This is a genomic window from Cognatundibacterium curvum (assembly GCF_014284235.1).
Lineage (GTDB): Bacteria > Pseudomonadota > Gammaproteobacteria > Burkholderiales > Burkholderiaceae_D > Undibacterium > Undibacterium curvum.
On the sequence record NZ_JACOGD010000001.1, the window covers coordinates 676,422 to 691,819 of the forward strand.

10 protein-coding genes, 1 rRNA gene and 1 pseudogene are annotated in these 15,398 nt (G+C 51.9%); 7 read left to right on the forward strand and 5 right to left on the reverse strand.

Annotated elements, in window-relative coordinates:
* Positions 1-87: 87 nt before the first annotated feature.
* On the forward strand, positions 88-594 hold the full coding sequence (locus tag H8K43_RS03090) for a DUF4124 domain-containing protein (protein ID WP_186902492.1): 507 nt from the start codon (positions 88-90) through the stop codon (positions 592-594).
* 43 nt (positions 595-637) lie between these two features.
* On the opposite strand, the gene H8K43_RS03095 is transcribed toward H8K43_RS03090, so the two are convergent.
* Together H8K43_RS03095 and H8K43_RS03100 are read right to left on the reverse strand one after the other, a co-directional pair.
* Positions 638-955, reverse strand: coding sequence for an RnfH family protein (locus H8K43_RS03095; RefSeq protein WP_230403618.1), 318 nt, complete (start codon positions 953-955; stop codon positions 638-640).
* Positions 948-1,379 carry a type II toxin-antitoxin system RatA family toxin gene (locus H8K43_RS03100; protein ID WP_186902493.1) on the reverse strand — a complete coding sequence of 144 codons (432 nt, stop codon included), beginning with the start codon at positions 1,377-1,379 and terminating at the stop codon, positions 948-950. The genes H8K43_RS03095 and H8K43_RS03100 overlap by 8 nt, the downstream gene beginning before the upstream one ends.
* Positions 1,380-1,481: 102 nt before the next feature.
* Between H8K43_RS03100 and smpB the strand changes: the two are divergent.
* A pseudogene (gene smpB / locus H8K43_RS03105) lies at positions 1,482-1,940 on the forward strand (SsrA-binding protein SmpB); the annotation flags it as partial.
* 71 nt (positions 1,941-2,011) lie between these two features.
* On the opposite strand, the gene H8K43_RS03110 reads toward smpB, so the two are convergent.
* Positions 2,012-3,001 (reverse strand): helix-turn-helix transcriptional regulator, encoded by a 990-nt coding sequence (locus H8K43_RS03110; protein ID WP_186902494.1) that lies wholly within the window; start codon positions 2,999-3,001, stop codon positions 2,012-2,014.
* A gap of 317 nt (positions 3,002-3,318) precedes the next feature.
* Between H8K43_RS03110 and H8K43_RS03115 the strand changes: the two genes are divergently transcribed.
* From H8K43_RS03115 to H8K43_RS03125, 3 genes are all read left to right on the forward strand, one after another.
* Positions 3,319-4,584 (forward strand): serine hydrolase domain-containing protein, encoded by a 1,266-nt coding sequence (locus H8K43_RS03115; protein WP_186902495.1) that lies wholly within the window; start codon positions 3,319-3,321, stop codon positions 4,582-4,584.
* 379 nt (positions 4,585-4,963) lie between these two features.
* On the forward strand, positions 4,964-5,734 hold the full coding sequence (gene ompR / locus H8K43_RS03120) for an osmolarity response regulator transcription factor OmpR (RefSeq protein WP_162018808.1): 771 nt from the start codon (positions 4,964-4,966) through the stop codon (positions 5,732-5,734).
* Between the two features lie 22 nt (positions 5,735-5,756).
* Positions 5,757-7,118 carry an ATP-binding protein gene (locus H8K43_RS03125; RefSeq protein ID WP_186902496.1) on the forward strand — a complete coding sequence of 454 codons (1,362 nt, stop codon included), beginning with the start codon at positions 5,757-5,759 and terminating at the stop codon, positions 7,116-7,118.
* A gap of 127 nt (positions 7,119-7,245) precedes the next feature.
* On the opposite strand, the gene H8K43_RS03130 is transcribed toward H8K43_RS03125, so the two are convergent.
* Complete coding sequence (locus H8K43_RS03130) at positions 7,246-12,723, reverse strand: hypothetical protein (RefSeq protein WP_186902497.1); 5,478 nt, start codon at positions 12,721-12,723, stop codon at positions 7,246-7,248.
* Positions 12,724-12,942: 219 nt separating this feature from the next.
* Between H8K43_RS03130 and upp the strand changes: the two genes are divergently transcribed.
* Complete coding sequence (gene upp / locus H8K43_RS03135; protein WP_408058252.1) at positions 12,943-13,578, forward strand: uracil phosphoribosyltransferase; 636 nt, start codon at positions 12,943-12,945, stop codon at positions 13,576-13,578.
* A 49-nt stretch (positions 13,579-13,627) separates the two neighbouring features.
* Positions 13,628-14,794 (forward strand): methionine aminotransferase, encoded by a 1,167-nt coding sequence (locus tag H8K43_RS03140; RefSeq protein WP_186902498.1) that lies wholly within the window; start codon positions 13,628-13,630, stop codon positions 14,792-14,794.
* A gap of 323 nt (positions 14,795-15,117) precedes the next feature.
* On the opposite strand, the gene rrf is transcribed toward H8K43_RS03140, so the two are convergent.
* A 5S ribosomal RNA gene (rrf, locus tag H8K43_RS03145) occupies positions 15,118-15,230 on the reverse strand.
* Between the last annotated feature and the right edge of the window lie 168 nt (positions 15,231-15,398).

Below are 15,398 nucleotides of genomic sequence, written 5' to 3' on the forward strand. Positions count from 1 at the left end.
TGAATTATACAGAAAACTTGCGAACTCGTCTGCCCGCGTGTAAAACTCCTATATCTTTTTTCTTTGCCGTTTTACAGAAAGTACATCATGCTACGTCGTCAGATTCAAATTATCACTGCCCTACTCGCACTCGGCATCACCAGTCATGCACTGGCTCAGTACGTATGGGTGGATGATAAAGGAAATAAACAGTACTCCGATACCGCACCACCCGCTTCCGTTCCAAAAAACCGCATCCTCAAAACACCGGGTAAGTCGACTGAGCAAAGTGAGCCAGCAGCACCAGCGAAGGAAGCCAGCACAGCCGCGAATGCAGCCTCTGCCAATAAGCCAGTCACTACCGCATCGCGCAATGAAGATTACAACAAGCGCCGTGCTGAACAGGCTGAAAAAGATAAAAAAGCCGCCGACGATCAGCAAGCCGCGTCTGAGAAAAGCAAAAACTGTGAACGCGCCAAAACCTACCAAAAGACCCTGGAATCCGGCGTGAGGGTCGCCACCACCGATAAAAACGGCGAGCGCAATTATATGGATGATGCACAAAGAGCCAAAGAAATTGCGGATACAAAAAAGGCAACCGCTGGCTGCCAGTAATCTAAGGCGTTACTCACAACTGCGCTGTACTGAGGTGCAGGCTTCAGGATGAGGCCTGCTGGCGCGCCTGCTTTTTGGCACGGCGGCGGCGCGCCTCCATAGGATCTGCAGATAAGGGCCGGTAGATTTCTATGCGGTCCGCGTCATGCAAACCAGCATCCAATGCCCGCAATTTGCCGAACACACCGACCTTCATAACGCTGACATCGATGGCCGGACACATGTTCACGATACCGCTTTGCACAATGGCTTCATGTAAAGTCGCATCTGCGGTAAGCGTCGCCTGCGCGCAGTAGATCGCATTCTGAGCCGCATACACAACTTGCACGGTAATCATCGCCGCATTGACAGAATCAGGCATAAACCACCTCGGCGCGCGTGCAAAAACAATCAACAAAACTATTGGCAATCTTACCAAACACCGGACCAATCAAATGTTCCAGTAATTTGCTGGAGAACTCATAATTGAGATCAAACTCAATTTTGCAGGCATCTGCGCGCAATTCCGTGAACTTCCATTGACCACTTAATTGGCGGAACGGCCCTTCCAGCAAATTCATTTGCATGCTGTGCGGTGGCTGATTGATATTTTGTGTAGTAAAGCTTTGGCGGATACCGTGATAATTAATCGATAAAGTGGCAGTCAGACCAGTCGGTGTCCGTTCAGCCACGCTCACGCCACCGCACCAGGGCAGGAATTCGGGATATTTTTCGACCGCTTCAACCAGCGCAAACATCTGGGCGGCGCTAAAGCCGATGAAAACTGTTTTATGTACAACTGCCATCTAAGGGAACCATTTGGTAGAATCACAGGTTCGCATTTTAACCGAGTCATCACCATATCGAAATCGCCGCGGCCATTTCTGTGACGGCGACATCAAGAAAAACCACGATCAATGAGTATTGCTGATAATAGAAAAGCCTTCCACGATTACTTTATCGAGGAACAGTTCGAGGCTGGAGTTGTATTACAAGGCTGGGAAGTCAAGGCTATCCGCGCCGGCAGATTGCAGTTAAAAGAAGCCTATGTGATTGTGCGCGACGGTGAGATTTTCCTGTTCGGTGCCCATATTGGTGCCTTGCCTACCGCGTCCACACACATACACCCTGACTCGGTTCGCACCCGTAAGTTGCTGTTGCATGCAGCAGAAATCAGCAAGTTAATCGGCAAAGTAGAACGCTCAGGCTACACCATGGTTCCGCTGAATATGCATTTCAGCAAGGGCCGCATCAAATGCCAGATAGGCCTCGCCAAAGGTAAAAAGCAGCACGATAAACGCGATACAGAAAAAGAACGCGACTGGCAGCGTGAGCAACAAAAGATCATGAAACAACATCGTCGCTGATCAACGGGACCGGATACAACATTGATCCGGCCGACAATCGTGCGCAGCGGACTGCCAGCATGTGACACATATCACGATGAATGACCTTGTGCCGTATTTGCGTCCAGCCAGTCACCAAGTTCCACTTTGTTTTTCACCCTCAGGCGCAGGTAAGCATCACGCAGGTAGGTGCGCACGGTAGATGGCTTTAAATTGAGCAAACGTGCGATTTCTTTATAAGATAAGCCTCTGGCAAATAAATGTGCCACCCTTTGCTCGCGTGGTGACAACAAAAAATCCCGTCTGTCGGACTCCCCACACGTCAGCCAGATATGCTCATCCTTAGCGCGAATTTTGATCGTACTCCCTTTCAAACGCATTTTTGAAGGCAAATGATCAAAATGGGCGCAGAGGGCTGGCGGCAAATGTATCCCATTCCACTCTGGCCAGTGCGCATAAATTAACTCGCATAATTCCGGTCCGGCATAGAGCACCCTGCCGTCAGCACTGGCTAACAGCGCGCACGATAAACGCTCAGATGCGGACAGTGCATCTTGCAGAGCGAAATACCAAAGCTGAACAATATGCCGCATCAGATGAAGAAACAGGTCTGCTTCGCCGACACTGAAAGGCGCAGTCCCTTGTCCACGGTAGACGACAATAAAGAAACCATGTCCGCTTAGCCCATCAGCCAGCGACAGCCCCATCGCGTGATGCAGATCGTAACGGCGGTCAAACTCAATGATTTCGGGCGGCAAGTCAGTGTAGTCGCCCCCCACATAACACTGCACCTCACCACCCCGCTCACTCAATGCTGCGGCATAACTGTCCATGCACGCTATTTTTTGCCACTCGGTGGAAAAATCACTGGGTAATCCCAGATATTCCGCCTGATGAATCGCAAATGACAAGCCTTCCCCTGGCGCTGAGCCCAAGCCCCACCAGCCACGTGGAAACTCCAGCACCTCACGGACAACACTGACCGCCTGACTGAGAAAGTCTGCTGCAACAACCGATCTGGATAAGCGCCCCAGTTTTAACAGCTGCTCACTCAATTGCGCTAAGTCCTTGGAAACAGGCATGGCAAATAGTCTGGTTTTTATACATTTTAAAATGACGGACTGCCAGGCATCAGCAGACCAGGTCCGTGCGCAGACTGAGGCCTAATCGAGCCCGCAGCAGCAGAAAACACCATAACACCAAGGCTAAGCTTTGGTGTCAATGATGCCTGTTTTTTGCAGCCAACGTGATAAAAAAACCACTCTCCTCCTCATTTGCAGCCCCCTCAATTGCGGTTCTTGCCCGCATAGCAAACGCGCAATAAGCTGACAATGCATTGCAAAAACCCACGCGGCACCATGCAAAATAAGAATTCAAACAGATCCAACCCGGAGACAATATGATTAAAAAATTTAGCCGACGCGAGGCGCTCAAAACCTTAGGTGCTGGCGGCGTCCTTGCAAGTATCGGCGTACTCGGTGGCTGTGGCGGCAGCACTACGCGTGCTGAACCGGAAGAAGCCATCGCTGACAGTCTCCTCAGCTTTACCCCAGAAAATCAGGCAGCAACTTTCCGTCATGTGAACCGGCTGGGCTATACCCGGGTCATACAACGCGGCACCGCAGTCCTCCCCCTGCCGGCACATAGCCGCAATCTGGGTGCAATGCGCTATACATTTGCAGGACAAAGCTACTCGATTGAGGATTACATGAAGCGCAACCGGACCAGCGGCCTGTTGATATTGAAAAATGGTGCGATTGCGCTGGAACGCTACGGCATGGGCAACGATGCTGAGACCCGCTGGACATCGTTTTCTGCTGCGAAATCACTGACCTCCACCTTGATTGGTGCCGCGCTCAAGGATGGCAGCATCGCCAACCTGGATGACAAGGTCAGTAAATACGTAGCGCAATTAAAAGACAGTGCTTACGCTGCAAACTCTATACGCGAATTATTGCGCATGAGCTCAGGTGTGCGCTGGATAGAAAACTACAGCAGCAGCGCAGACTCAGATATCGCGCGGCTACTGCAGGCTGTGCAATCTAAGGTGCCGGGTGCAGCGATGGCTGCAATCGGCAGCAGACCCAGAGCCGCAGCTCCGGGAACGGTATTTAATTACAGTACCGGTGAAAGCTATGTACTGGGTGCTGTTGTCGCTGCAGCGACAGGCACATCACTGAGTGAATATGCATCGAAAAAAATATGGGCGCCTATGGGTATGGAAAAAAATGCTTACTGGCTGCTGGATGCGGAAAATGGTTTGGAAATGGGTGGAAATAATTTCAGCGCATGCTTGCGTGACTACGGGCGCTTCGGGCTTTTCTTCCTGCGGCAAGGCATGATTCAGAACAGGAGCATACTCCCTGATGGCTGGCGCGATTTAGCGGGGCATCCGGATACGCCCCTGACTGCATGTGGCAACCTCTATCCCGACTATGCTTTAGGTTACGGATATCAGTGGTGGAGTTTTCCAACCGGAGCATCGTCTCTGGCTGTGCATGATGGTGCATTTTCCGCAATGGGTATTTTTGGCCAGTTCATTTATATCAATCCTGCGCTCAATATCGTTGCCGTCGTCTGGAGCGCGTGGCCAGAATCCTGGATAGATAGTGCTGAGTCGGAAACCTTTACCCTAATTGGTAATGCAGTAGCTTTGCTCGCATGAGAGCCGCACCTTATGTTGAGGCCGGCACTAAATATCCAGTTATTAAGCCATATTCAGTGTGGCTGAAGACGAAGCTGACTGAACTAAAACCTGATCGACATATTGATACACAGACTGCCATTCTGCATGCGCAGATGGCTACGAACTGATACCACTCAACAAAAACTTGCTTATACCTTTGCGTAAGGTATACAGTTCCAATACGATACCTCGCTTATATCAGCCCACGTGGCTGCCCCGCTGTGGATCGTTAACTTTAATCAGCAAGTAACTGAAATGCTAACAATCCCAGACTAATGGCCGGTAAACTGTGTAACTTTCTGTAAGCAGATTGGGCTAACGGTTTTCAAGCCACAGTGATGCAAGTACCATACGGGCTATGAATAATCTGAACATAAACAATGAATCCAGCTCTAACCCAGTGAGCAATCCACCCAAAGCCAAAATTCTGGTTGTTGATGATGACTTACGTCTGCGCGAACTGCTGCGCCGCTATCTGACCGAACAAGGCTTTTACGTCGTTGGCGCTGAAAATGCCCAGGTCATGAATAAGCTCTGGATGCGTGAGCGTTACGACATGCTGGTCCTTGATCTGATGCTGCCAGGTGAAGATGGGCTTGCCATCTGCAGGCGCTTGCGCGGCGGCGGCGATCAGACCCCCATCATCATGCTGACTGCAAAAGGTGAGGAAGTTGACCGCATTATAGGCTTGGAAATGGGCGCAGATGATTATCTGCCCAAACCTTTCAATCCCCGCGAACTGGTAGCACGCATCAATGCTGTGTTGCGCAGAAAAGTGCCGGACGAACTGCCGGGCGCACCATCCGATGGTCCACAGACGTTCAGTTTTGGCGAATTTGTACTCGATTTGGGTACCCGTACCCTGAAAAAAAACAACGAGACGATTTCACTGACCACGGGTGAATTTTCAGTGTTAAAAGTATTCGCCCGCCACGCACGTCAGCCCATGTCCAGAGAAAAGCTGATGGAACTGGCTCGCGGACGTGAATATGAGGTGTTCGACCGCAGCCTGGACGTACAGATTTCCCGCCTGCGTAAGCTGATAGAACCGGATCCATCCAGTCCCCTCTACATCCAGACGGTTTGGGGACTGGGCTATGTTTTCATTCCTGATGGTCAGAAAAACTAAGTTGCAAACTTAGTATCCTGCGATGCAATCCTATTTAAACAGCCCTGAATGGCTGCGCAGCGGTCTGTTCTGGCGTACCTTTATCATGCTGGCCACCTTGGTGATGACCAGCATGATAGTCTGGTTTGTCAGTTTCCGTAGCCTGGAACGCACCCCGCGAGCACAGCAATTAAGCTCACAGGTCGTCTCTATCGTCACCATCACGCGTGCCGCCCTCACCCATTCCGTTCCCGAAACCCGGCGTGAACTGTTGCTGGATCTGGCGCATGAAGAAGGGATACGGATACATCTGGTCAGCGAAAACGATAAGGTTGAAGTTCAGGAAAATACTGCCTTCTTCAGCGAACTGAGTCAAATGCTGCGCGTCAAGCTCAGCAACTCTACCCGTTTTGCCAAATCCGTTAACGATATCAAAGGCTTCTGGATCAGTTTTGATATCGATACGGAGCAATACTGGCTCAGGCTGGATACCGATCGCATAGAACCACCGATGACACTGCCTGTGATCAGCTGGGCCACCGCCTCACTGATATTGACCTTGCTGGGAGCCGCAGTGATTTCCAAGCTGATTAATGATCCTTTATCTCGGGTCAGTCTGGCAGCGCGCCTGCTGGCACAAGGCAAACAACCAGATCCCTTACCAGAGCTGGGCCCCAAGGAAATCAGGGAAACCAATGCAAGCTTTAACAGCATGGTCGAAGATCTGGCGCGCATAGAAACAGACCGTACGATTATTCTGGCAGGTATCTCTCATGATCTGCGCACTCCATTAGCAAGGATGCAGCTGGAAGTGGAAATGTCCAATCTGGATCAGCATGCCCGCCTCGGCATGCAATCTGATCTGAGCCAGATGGATGCCATCATCAATCAATTTTTGGATTACGCCAAACCACTGGATAGCCATGGTTTCGCTACCATCAATATCAGCGATTTACTGGGACAGGTGATCTCAGAATATGCCAGGGTGAATCACTTACAAATTCGTACCGATATCGCACCGGACCAACTCATGCTCGGCAATGCCACTGAGTTACACCGTATGTTTTCCAACCTGATAGAAAACGCGAGCCGCTACGGTAAAAATCCAGACAAGATTTCGACCATCATCGAAGTGCAATGCAGCCGGAAAACCAAAGGTAAAAAGCAAGGCATATTGATCAGTTTCCGTGACTATGGTGACGGCGCCCCGGTTGATGATATGGTCAGGCTGCTACGCCCTTTTACCCGTGCTGACGCATCGCGCAGTCAGGCGAACGGTTCCGGTTTAGGACTGGCAATTGTCGATCGCATTATCAAGCGCCATCGCGGGCGATTACGTATTTATAACCACGAAGACCGTGGTTTTGTCGCTGTGATGATTTTCCCCGAATACAAGCCTGAATAACTCAGTTCAGGTCTGTCTTAGTCCATACAAACAGTAGCATTTCAGCCTGATTGAAAAACAAAAAAAACCGGTGGACCTGCCACCGGTTTTCACATGTCCCCTACTATTATTGTTCTTAGCTGTTAGCTTATTTGGTCTTTACCATGGCCAACTGTGTCACTTCAGCTTCAGCAGTTTGAATTGCATTGTCCTCACGATCAGCGATCTTGTTTTTCTCTGCAGTCCCACCCAGTTGATAACTCAATTGCAAACCAGTTGCAGTGACCTTCACGGCATGATTTTCGGCTTGATTAGTAACTTGATTTGCTGCTTGAATTACTGACTGATTGGTTGAGGAATCCGCAGTTTGCACGGGCAACTGTTGTACGCTAGCCGCCTGCTTACCTTCGGCTTTACCTGTTACCTGCCCGGAAGCGTGTACCACTGGCAGCAACTGAGAAAAGCCGGCAGCCCCTATCATCCCAGCGCATAACATCAGGCCGGCCAGTATGGATGGACGCAGACGCAGGCCAACCGGCGTTGCTGGCTCAGACTGAGCAAAGTCCGTATCCAGCGTGACAGGTGCAGACTCTAATACCTGCTGCACTTGTTCACGCCATACCACGTGATGCTGACGCTGATCGCGCAAGCGCTGTATCAAGGTCTGTGCCAACACCTCTGCAGCCTGATGTTCATGGGCGAGTTGCTGCTGCTCTTCCTGCGCGGCTGCCTGCAGTTTTTGTTCTTCCTGTGCCCATTGCGCTTGCAAGGCAGTCAATTGCTGACGTTGCTGTTCACGCAAAGCAGCCAGTTTCTCACTTTGTACAGCCTGCCCTGCCAACAAGGCTTGCAAAGACTGCTCTTCTGCGCTCAGTGCCAATTCTTGTTCACGCGCCTGCTCTAACGCCAGTTTTGCCGCCTGACGCTCTTCTCTTCTGCGCAAAATCAGATCAGCGAATGCAGCTTGTTGCTGCTCTTGCTCCTGTTCCTGCTGTTCCAGCTCCAGCAGCGCCGCCTGTTCCGATGCAAGTTGATTTGCCAGCTGCGCTGCCAGAGCTTGTTCTTTTTCGCGTCTTGCAGACGCCAGCTCGATTAATTTCTGCTCAGCTGCGCAGCGTTCCTGCAACGCTGCGCTGGCTAAATTGTCTTCGGTCAGCGCAGTACTGAGCGCTGCTGCCAGTTGCGCTTCCAGCTCACGTTTCTGCTGCCCGGCTTGTATGGACTCCTGATGCAACGCCAAACGCTGCTGACTATCCGTTGCCAACTGCTCTTCAATTTGCAGGCGTTCTTGTGCAGCCTGTACCAATGCTTCTTCTGCCTGCATCTTCGCATCGATGACTTGCAAAGCCTGATTTTTGAGGGCGATGGTTTGTTGTTCAAGTTGCTGATGTTCAGCCAGCTTCAGTAATTCCTGTTGTTCTGCATGAGCACGTTCGGCGGCCAGTTTTTGCAATGCCAGCATTTCTTCTGCTTTCACTTGCGCGAGACGACTGGCTTCCAATTCTGTTTCTGCATGCAAGGCAGCGAAGCGCGCAGCATCCTGTTCGGCCTCTGCTTTGGCCTGCATCGCAACTGCAGCTTCTTGCTCGGCTTTAGCGCGCTCTTGTGCTGCCTGCAGATAAGTCTGTTCGGCCTGCTCGGTTGCGACTGCGGCGGCCGCAGCGCTTTGTTCTGCCTGCAGTTTTTCACGTATCAGCACCAAGGTGTTCGCTTCTGTCGCAGCACGCTGATTTTCCGCATCTAACAGTTTTTGCGTCTCAGCCACACGCGCTTCCAAAGCCTGACTAGCCAGCTTCTGCGCTTGTGCATGTTGGCTGGATTGCGCAAACAAGGCCTGCTCTGCCAGCAGCTGCGCCTGAGCGGCAGCTTCTGCCTCCTGTGCCAACACCTGACGTTGCGCTGCCAGTTCACGGGCTTTTTCTTCTGCTGCCAGTGTCGCTTGTTGCAGTGCCAGCTCCTGCTCCTGGAAAGCCAGCTTAGCGGCCAACTCAATACTCAAAGCCTGCTCGGTGTGCAAGCGTGCCTGCTCAGCCTGTGCAGAAGCTGCCAACAGTGCTGATTTTTTCTCTAAAGCGGCGGCGGCTTCACGTTTAATCAAGGCTTCTTCAGCAGATTCTTGTAACCAGCGCTTTTCAGCGGCGTTGACCGTCTCTAAGGCAAGTCGTGCCTCCTGTTCAGCCTGCAGACCTTGCTGCGCCAGGGCTTGCTGTTCTGCTTCAGCCTGTTGGCGGCTGGCGGCCTCGTTCAACAGTGCCTGCTCCGCCTCTTGTTTTTGCTGTAGGGTCACCATCAATGCCTGCTCGGCTTCGGTACGTTGCTGCTCCAGGCTACGCAATTGAGTTTCCGCCTGCAGCCGCTGTGCGACCAGATTCGCAGTCAATTGCTGAGCTTCAGCATGGGCAGCCAATTCCTGATGTAAAGCCTGTTCTGCTGCAAGTGTCGCGGCGGCGGCAGCATGAGCGATACGTTCGGCATCGGCATTGGCCTGGGCAAAGCGTTGTGCCAGCTGCTCTTGTTCCAGTTTAGCCTGGGTTTCAGACTGAGCCTGTTGTTCCGCCAACAAACGCGACTCGGTGCTCATCAATAAGCTGGCTTCCTGCTCTACACGTTGAGCGACAGCTTGCTCCAGCTCTGCCAGACGGCGGTTTTTCTCCTGCACTAACTGGTGCGCCTTGACCTGGCTGGCAGCATAAGACTTCGCTTGCTGCTGCAATGCGACTTCCGCTTCCAGCTTAGCCTGAGCCATAGTCTGTGCTTCAGCTTCAGCAGCAGCACGCTCGGCCGCTGCACGCGCCTGCGCCTGTTCCGTCTGAGCGCGGCTCTGTGCCGCCGCATTGGCTAGCTGTTCGGCTTGCAGCTTTTCTTTTGCCGCCTGTTCCGCCACTTGTGCTGCAAGCGCAGCCTGTTCTGCCAGGCGTGCCTGCTCTTCCAGTGCAGCAGCTGCTGCCAGTTGTGACTGGGCCTTTTCCTGTTCCAGGCGCTTGGCGCGGCTGGCTGCTCTCACGCGCTGTTCAGCTGCATTGGCTGCAGTCTGTTCAGCGTTGGCTTTCGCAGCCAGCTCTTCATGTAATTGTTTTTCCTGAGCCAGCTTAAACTCTAAAGCTTCACAGATCGCCTGCTCCGCTTGCAAACGTGCCTGATGCTCGATCTTTTCCGCTTCTTCAAGGCGGGCTTTTTCGGCCAATTCAGCGGCTAACTGCTGTTCTGCATGCAGTTTTTCCTGTACCAGTGTCAGCGCTTTTTTTTCTGCTTCTGCGCGCAAACGCAAAGTTTTTCCCAATTGCTCGGCTTGCTGAACTTTTTCTTTTGCATCCTGCGCAGCCTGCTTTTGTAAGTCAGCATGTTCCTGAATTTTGATCAAGCGCTGCTGCTCGGCTTCTATCATGGCCTGGCGCGCCAGACGGGCTTCCTGCTCCTGTTGCTGACGTGCCTGCAATACCGCAACATGCTCACGATCAGCGCAGGCGCGGGCGATGATTTCTTCTGCGGTCAGCTTTTCGGCCTCTAATTTTTCTTGTGCCAGGTTGGCGGCTTGCTGCTCTGCTTTACTACGAATTTGTTCTGCTTTGGTCAGTTCAGCAGCCTGTTGCTGCTGCAGCGCTGCGAATTGTGCAGCCTGTTGCTGCATCTCTTTTTGCTTTTCGGCTTCAATCAAAGCCTGTTGCTGTACCAGTGCCTGTTCTTCTGAAGCCAGGCGTGCAGCACGCTCTGCCGCTTCACGCGCCGCCGCAGCAGCTTTCGCCTGCTCCTCGGCAAACCGGGCTGCCTCAGCCTCTTCACGTGCAGCCTGTTCCAGCGCCAGTTTTTCTTCTGCCGCTGCTAACATCGCCTGTACCGCCACTGCGCGACGACGTTCTGCATCCAGTTTTTCATCCAGCAATGCCATCGCTTTCGCCTCATCGTTTGCCAACTGTTCCTGAACGCGCAGCAGTTCATCTGCGTCGCGGGTTTTCTTTGCCATCATTTCTGCACGGCGTTGCTGCAATTCAGCCTGTTTCATCGCTTTTTCTAACGCAATGCGTTCAGCGATCATTTCGCTTTCCTGCGCTAAACTGGCTGCCCGCGCTACTTCTTCCTGCATGCGTAACAGCTCGGTATGTTCGCGCTCAGTCTGTGAACGCGCATGCGCTTGCTGGGTTTTGCTACGTTCTGCCTGTAATTTTTCCTCCAGCGCTAGTGCTGCCTTTTGCTCAGCGTCTGCCCGCAACTGTTCTGCCTGCAGCAACTCAGCGGTTTTTTGTGCTTTTAATTCTGACGCAGCCTGAGCCCGCTTCAGCAGCTCAGCCTGGAAGGCAGATGCGCTCAGCGCCTGTTGCTCAGCATCCGCTTGTTCACGCGCCAGTTGTACGGCCTGGCGCTCTATCTCTATGCGCTCTTTGGCCAGCTCTGCGGCACGCTGCTCCTCTGCCGCACGTTGCTGTGCCAGCGCAGTCGCTTCTTGCTCGGCGATACGGCGCAATCTTGCTTCTTCAGTTGCCGCCGCCTCTGCTGCCAGGCGTTCACGCGCCTGGGCATCCGCTTGCTGTTCGTTTTCGATACGGGACAATGCTGTGGTCTGCAACTCACGTTCAGCACGGATACGGGATTCCGTGACCTGACGGATTCTTTCTTCTGCATCTTTACGTGCCTGCGCGGTCGCGGCGGCCATTAACTCAGCCTGCTCCCGTTTTTGTGCTGCTGCGCGCAAGTCCTGTTCGGCCTGCATACGCATCTGGATGGCTTCTGCAGCGCGTTGCTCAGACTCCATACGCGCCTGCGCCATCGCCTCCTGTTCTTGCTCAATATGCAGACGTGCCATTGCATCTTCACGTGCACGCATTTCCATCGGTGCACGGTTAATGGCAACTTCTAAAGCTTTTGCCTCGGCTTGCTCACGCTCTTTACTCGCCTGTAAAGCTTCATTGCGTACCTTGGCAAGCATTTCAGCATGTTGACGGGCTTCGCGATCAAGCTTTTCACGCTCACGTGCGAGCTCAACAATTTTTGCATCGGCTAATGCACGTTCACTGGCTTGTTGACGGGCGCTTTCTGATGCGGCAAACCGTTCAGCCGCGAAACTTTTAGCAACTTCTGTTTGTTCGGCGAGACGACTGGCTTCAGCATGGGCCTTACTGCTTAAATCCGCTTCTGTCTTCCATTTTTGCTCGGCGCGCTGACGTGCTTCACGCTCCAGACGCTGGCGCAATTCGGACTGCTGACGGGCACGATGCTCCATCTCAGCACGTTGCTGCAATTCACGCGACTCCATCTCGTGAGCGGCAGCACGAGCGACACTGGCTGCCTGCGATTCTTTTTCAGCGATGAGCCTGGCCTGGCTCTGTTTCGCAGCTTCTTCTTCCAGTTTCAGTTTAGCTTGCGCTAATTCTGCTGCTTCAGATTCAGCCTGGGCCCGGGTTTGCGCTAATTCACGCGCAGCTTCTTCCGCTTTCAGACGGGTTTCCGTCGCGACGGTGGCTCGTGCTTCTGCTTCTACCCGCGCTATCGCTTCACGAATTCCCTTTACATCGATACGGGAGTTAGATTCCAGTACATCAGGCGAAGACAACAAATCCTCCTTGCTATCGTCAAGGCGATCGAGGGAATAAGCTCCCAAAGAAAATTTGTTTAACAGTGACTGGTTATCCATGCTTCGCTCCTGAATATATCCTTGTGTCTCCGCATCACCGGCCCGTGCGCGTGAAACCTCATATCAGAATTATCGGCGATGCAAAAATAAACAATCCTTCGAGTAAAGCGGGAAAAGCCCCTTATTTCCAGATTGTTGCATCCAATTTCTGCCCTGGCTCTCCCATAAAGCCTTACAGCAACGTAAAATAGCGGTCACACCAAAATTAGCAGGAGAATCATCTTGAATGAATTAGTCACAGAAATTAAGCATCCATTAGTACAGCACAAGCTGTCCCTGATGCGCAGTAAAGATACGCCTACAGATAATTTTCGCCGTCTGTTACGTGAAATCAGCCAGATGCTGGCATATGAAGTGACGCGAGACCTGCCTATCGGATTCACTAAAATCGAGACACCAATCGAAACTATTGATGCACCAACCATCAGCGGCAAAAAGCTGTGCGTTATTTCCGTGCTGCGTGCCGGCAATGGCATTCTGGATGGCATGCTGGATTTGTTGCCGAATGCACGGGTTGGTCATATCGGTCTGTACCGCGATCCAGAAACCCTGGAACCGGTTGAGTATTACTACAAAGTGCCGGAAGATATCGCTGACCGCCTGGTCATCGTGGTTGATCCTATGCTGGCAACGGGTAACTCTGCCGCTGCCGCTATCGAAAGACTGAAACTGGGTGGTGCAAAAACCATTAAGTTTGTTTGCCTGTTAGCTGCACCAGAAGGCATCCAGGTCATGCAAAAGGCACATCCTGATGTACCGGTGATTACCGCTTCCATCGATAAATGTCTGAATGAGCATGGCTATATCGTGCCTGGACTCGGTGATGCCGGTGACCGTTTATTCGGCACCAAATAATCCTTGTCATTCAAGCCCCGCCAGCCGGGGCTTTTTTACGCACTCCATCATGTCAGAATTTCAATTCTCTCCCAGTGACTCGAAATTTCCAGGTGAGGTCACCACCATTTTTTCAGTTATGTCCAAATTGGCTCAACAGCATCAGGCCATCAATCTGGGACAAGGCTTTCCTGACTTTGACTGCGATCCCACCCTAATAGAGCGCGTCACAGCTGCCATGCAGGCCGGAATCAATCAGTATCCACCTATGCCTGGCCTGCCAACACTCAGAAATGCGATCGCAGACAAGATCCGCATAGCGTATGACAGTGTCTATGACGCAGAGTCCGAAATAACAGTGACGGCCGGCGCGACGCAGGCCCTGCTGACGGCCATCCTGACTTTCGTGCACGCAGGCGACGAAGTCATCATCATAGAGCCTGCTTACGACAGTTATCTGCCCTCCATCCATCTGGCTGGCGGCATCGCCAAGCCTGTACAAATGGAGTTAGATGGAAGTCGTTACTTCATCCCCTGGGATAAAGTCAAACAGTCCATCACGCCAAGAACCCGGATGCTGATCCTGAATTCACCGCACAACCCGACCGGTACTGTATTGACTCAGGATGATATCGAGGCACTCAAGGACTGCGTGAGAGATAGCGGCATCCTGATTTTGTCTGATGAAGTGTATGAACACATTATTTTCGATGGTCAGATCCATGCTTCGATGGCGAGCGACCCTGAGCTGAAAGCACGTAGTCTGATTGTGTCCAGCTTTGGCAAAACCTTCCATGTCACGGGCTGGAAAGTCGGCTACATCGCGGCGCCTAAGATGCTGAGCACAGAGTTTCGCAAAGTCCATCAATACAATGTATTCACCGTTAACTCCCCTATGCAGGCCGCATTAGCCGAACATCTGTCACATTCGAGCCAGCATTGGGAGTTACCTGCGTTTTACCAGGAAAAGCGCGATTATTTTCGCGATGGATTACAGCAAACCCGTTTTGAGCTCCTTCCTTGTCTTGGAACTTATTTCCAAAGCGTGCGTTATCGGGATGTTTCAGACTTACCTGAAAGGGAATTTGCTGAGTGGCTTACCAAGGAGGCAGGTGTCGCCTGTATACCAATGAGCGCTTTTTATCAAAAGCCGACAGACTCTGGCGTTGTGCGCTTCTGTTTTGCGAAACGTCAAAGTACGCTGGACCAGGCACTGCAACGCCTTCAGGCACTGTAATCAACACGATTAGCTACATATACAGCAAAGGGAGAACGCGCGAGCGTTCTCCCTTTATTTTTGTTTTTTGTTTTTTAGCTCAGCTGCTTGCTGCAGCATTGCCCCGTCACTTGTATTGTGCTTCTCCGTATGTGCCTGGCGCATCGGTGTGCAGCTAAATTTCAGCGTGTATGCGGTTCGTCAATTCTGAACCTTTAAAGCTTCAGGCAAAGCGCTACGCGCATAAAGCAAAGCTAAACACAAAGCCTAAACCACAAAGCGCCTAAAGCGCACCTAAAAGCAAAACCCCCCGTTACTACTGTAACGAGGGGTTTTTAAAGGGAGCCTGACGATAACCTACTTTCACACTGGTTGCAGCACTATCATTGGCGCAGAGTCGTTTCACGGTCCTGTTCGGGATGGGAAGGGGTGGTACCAACTCGCTATGGTCATCAGGCATAAACTGTCGATTTGTTGTGTCTGCGTTATTCTGCAGCCCACAGCAAATCCAATTCAGAAGAAGCTTCGTAGAATGTGCGCCGTCTCTATATCGACTCGCACCAATCTCTATTCATTTTCCTAATCTCTTAGGTATTACTGGTTATGATTCGTATCCAACTCACTG